The sequence below is a fragment of the Lactobacillus johnsonii ATCC 33200 genome, from assembly GCF_000159355.1.
Classification (GTDB): Bacteria; Bacillota; Bacilli; order Lactobacillales; family Lactobacillaceae; genus Lactobacillus; species Lactobacillus johnsonii.
This window is the reverse complement of sequence record NZ_GG670127.1, coordinates 1-1,400: the sequence shown is the minus strand read 5'-3', so window position 1 is coordinate 1,400 and position 1,400 is coordinate 1. Positions and strand designations below refer to the sequence as shown.

The 1,400-nt window shown below is 52.4% G+C and carries 16 tRNA genes; all 16 read left to right on the top strand.

The annotated features are described in order from the left end of the window. The first annotated feature begins 5 nt into the window (after positions 1 to 5). The 16 genes from HMPREF0528_RS08710 (at position 6) to HMPREF0528_RS08635 (ending at position 1,396) form a co-directional block, all read left to right on the top strand. A tRNA-Val gene (locus HMPREF0528_RS08710) sits at positions 6 to 78 on the top strand. Between the two features lie 2 nt (positions 79 to 80). After that, positions 81 to 153 (top strand) — tRNA-Lys (locus HMPREF0528_RS08705). Positions 154 to 173: 20 nt separating this feature from the next. Further along, a tRNA-Leu gene (locus HMPREF0528_RS08700) sits at positions 174 to 258 on the top strand. A gap of 1 nt (position 259) precedes the next feature. Next, positions 260 to 332 (top strand) — tRNA-Thr (locus HMPREF0528_RS08695). Between the two features lie 18 nt (positions 333 to 350). Further along, positions 351 to 422: transfer RNA gene (locus HMPREF0528_RS08690), tRNA-Gly, on the top strand. Positions 423 to 434: 12 nt separating this feature from the next. Further along, positions 435 to 520 (top strand) — tRNA-Leu (locus tag HMPREF0528_RS08685). Between the two features lie 9 nt (positions 521 to 529). Beyond that, positions 530 to 603: transfer RNA gene (locus tag HMPREF0528_RS08680), tRNA-Arg, on the top strand. Between the two features lie 5 nt (positions 604 to 608). After that, positions 609 to 682, top strand: a tRNA-Pro gene (locus tag HMPREF0528_RS08675). Between the two features lie 30 nt (positions 683 to 712). After that, a tRNA-Met gene (locus tag HMPREF0528_RS08670) sits at positions 713 to 786 on the top strand. 13 nt (positions 787 to 799) lie between these two features. Beyond that, positions 800 to 873 (top strand) — tRNA-Ile (locus HMPREF0528_RS08665). 31 nt (positions 874 to 904) lie between these two features. Then, positions 905 to 978, top strand: a tRNA-Met gene (locus tag HMPREF0528_RS08660). Between the two features lie 3 nt (positions 979 to 981). Beyond that, positions 982 to 1,054 (top strand) — tRNA-Asp (locus HMPREF0528_RS08655). A 4-nt stretch (positions 1,055 to 1,058) separates the two neighbouring features. Continuing rightward, positions 1,059 to 1,131 (top strand) — tRNA-Phe (locus HMPREF0528_RS08650). A gap of 17 nt (positions 1,132 to 1,148) precedes the next feature. Further along, positions 1,149 to 1,219 (top strand) — tRNA-Gly (locus HMPREF0528_RS08645). An 11-nt stretch (positions 1,220 to 1,230) separates the two neighbouring features. Beyond that, a tRNA-Ile gene (locus HMPREF0528_RS08640) sits at positions 1,231 to 1,304 on the top strand. A 2-nt stretch (positions 1,305 to 1,306) separates the two neighbouring features. Continuing rightward, positions 1,307 to 1,396, top strand: a tRNA-Ser gene (locus HMPREF0528_RS08635). Positions 1,397 to 1,400 lie beyond the last annotated feature (4 nt).

Genomic DNA, 1,400 nt, shown 5'->3' with positions numbered 1-1,400 from the left:
TAAATGGAGGATTAGCTCAGCTGGGAGAGCATCTGCCTTACAAGCAGGAGGTCACAGGTTCGAGCCCTGTATCCTCCATCGAGTCGTTAGCTCAGTTGGTAGAGCATCTGACTTTTAATCAGAGGGTCGGCAGTTCGAGCCTGCCACGACTCATTGGCCCAGAAAAAACTCAAGCGGGTGTGGCGGAATTGGCAGACGCGCTAGATTTAGGTTCTAGTGTTTTCGGACGTGTGGGTTCAAGTCCCACCACCCGTACCATGCCGATTTAGCTCAGTTGGTAGAGCATCTGTCTTGTAAACAGGGGGTCGAAGGTTCGAGTCCTTTAATCGGCATAAAAACTTAATAAAAATGCGGAAGTAGTTCAGTGGTAGAACACCACCTTGCCATGGTGGGGGTCGCGGGTTCGAATCCCGTCTTCCGCTTATCATTATCATGCCGGGGTGGCGGAACTGGCAGACGCACGGGACTTAAAATCCCGCGGTTGGTGACAACCGTACCGGTTCGATTCCGGTCCTCGGCATATAATGATGCACCCTTAGCGCAACTGGATAGAGTGTCTGACTACGAATCAGAAGGTTGAAGGTTCAAATCCTTCAGGGTGCACACTTCGGGAAGTGGCTCAGTTTGGTAGAGCACCTGGTTTGGGACCAGGGGGTCGCAGGTTCGAATCCTGTCTTCCCGATTGTAGCTTAATAAGAAGGAAGTTACAGATGGCGGTGTAGCTCAGCTGGCTAGAGCGTCCGGTTCATACCCGGGAGGTCGAGGGTTCGATCCCCCCCGCCGCTATAGAGGTAAGCTTGGACCTTTAGCTCAGTTGGTTAGAGCAGACGGCTCATAACCGTCGGGTCGTAGGTTCGAGTCCTACAAGGTCCATAGGATCTTGGCTTTTTTTATATAAAAACATCGCGGGATGGAGCAGTCTGGTAGCTCGTCGGGCTCATAACCCGAAGGTCATAGGTTCAAATCCTGTTCCCGCAATATGGTCCCTTGGTGTAGGGGTTATCACGCCTCCCTGTCACGGAGGAGATCACCGGTCCGAATCCGGTAGGGACCGTAATGGCTCGATAGCTCAGTTGGTAGAGCAAAGGATTGAAGCTCCTTGTGTCGGCGGTTCGATTCCGTCTCGCGCCATTAGGAAGCAAGAAGTTGCGGGTATAGTTTAGTGGTAAAACGAAAGCCTTCCAAGCTTTAGTCGCGAGTCCGATTCTCGTTACCCGCTTCAAAGGAAAGGGGCCTATAGCTCAGCTGGTTAGAGCGCACGCCTGATAAGCGTGAGGTCGATGGTTCAAGTCCATTTAGGCCCATTGGAGATTTACTCAAGTGGCTGAAGAGGCGCCCCTGCTAAGGGTGTAGGTCGGTTTATACCGGCGCGAGGGTTCGAATCTCTCAATCTCCGCTTT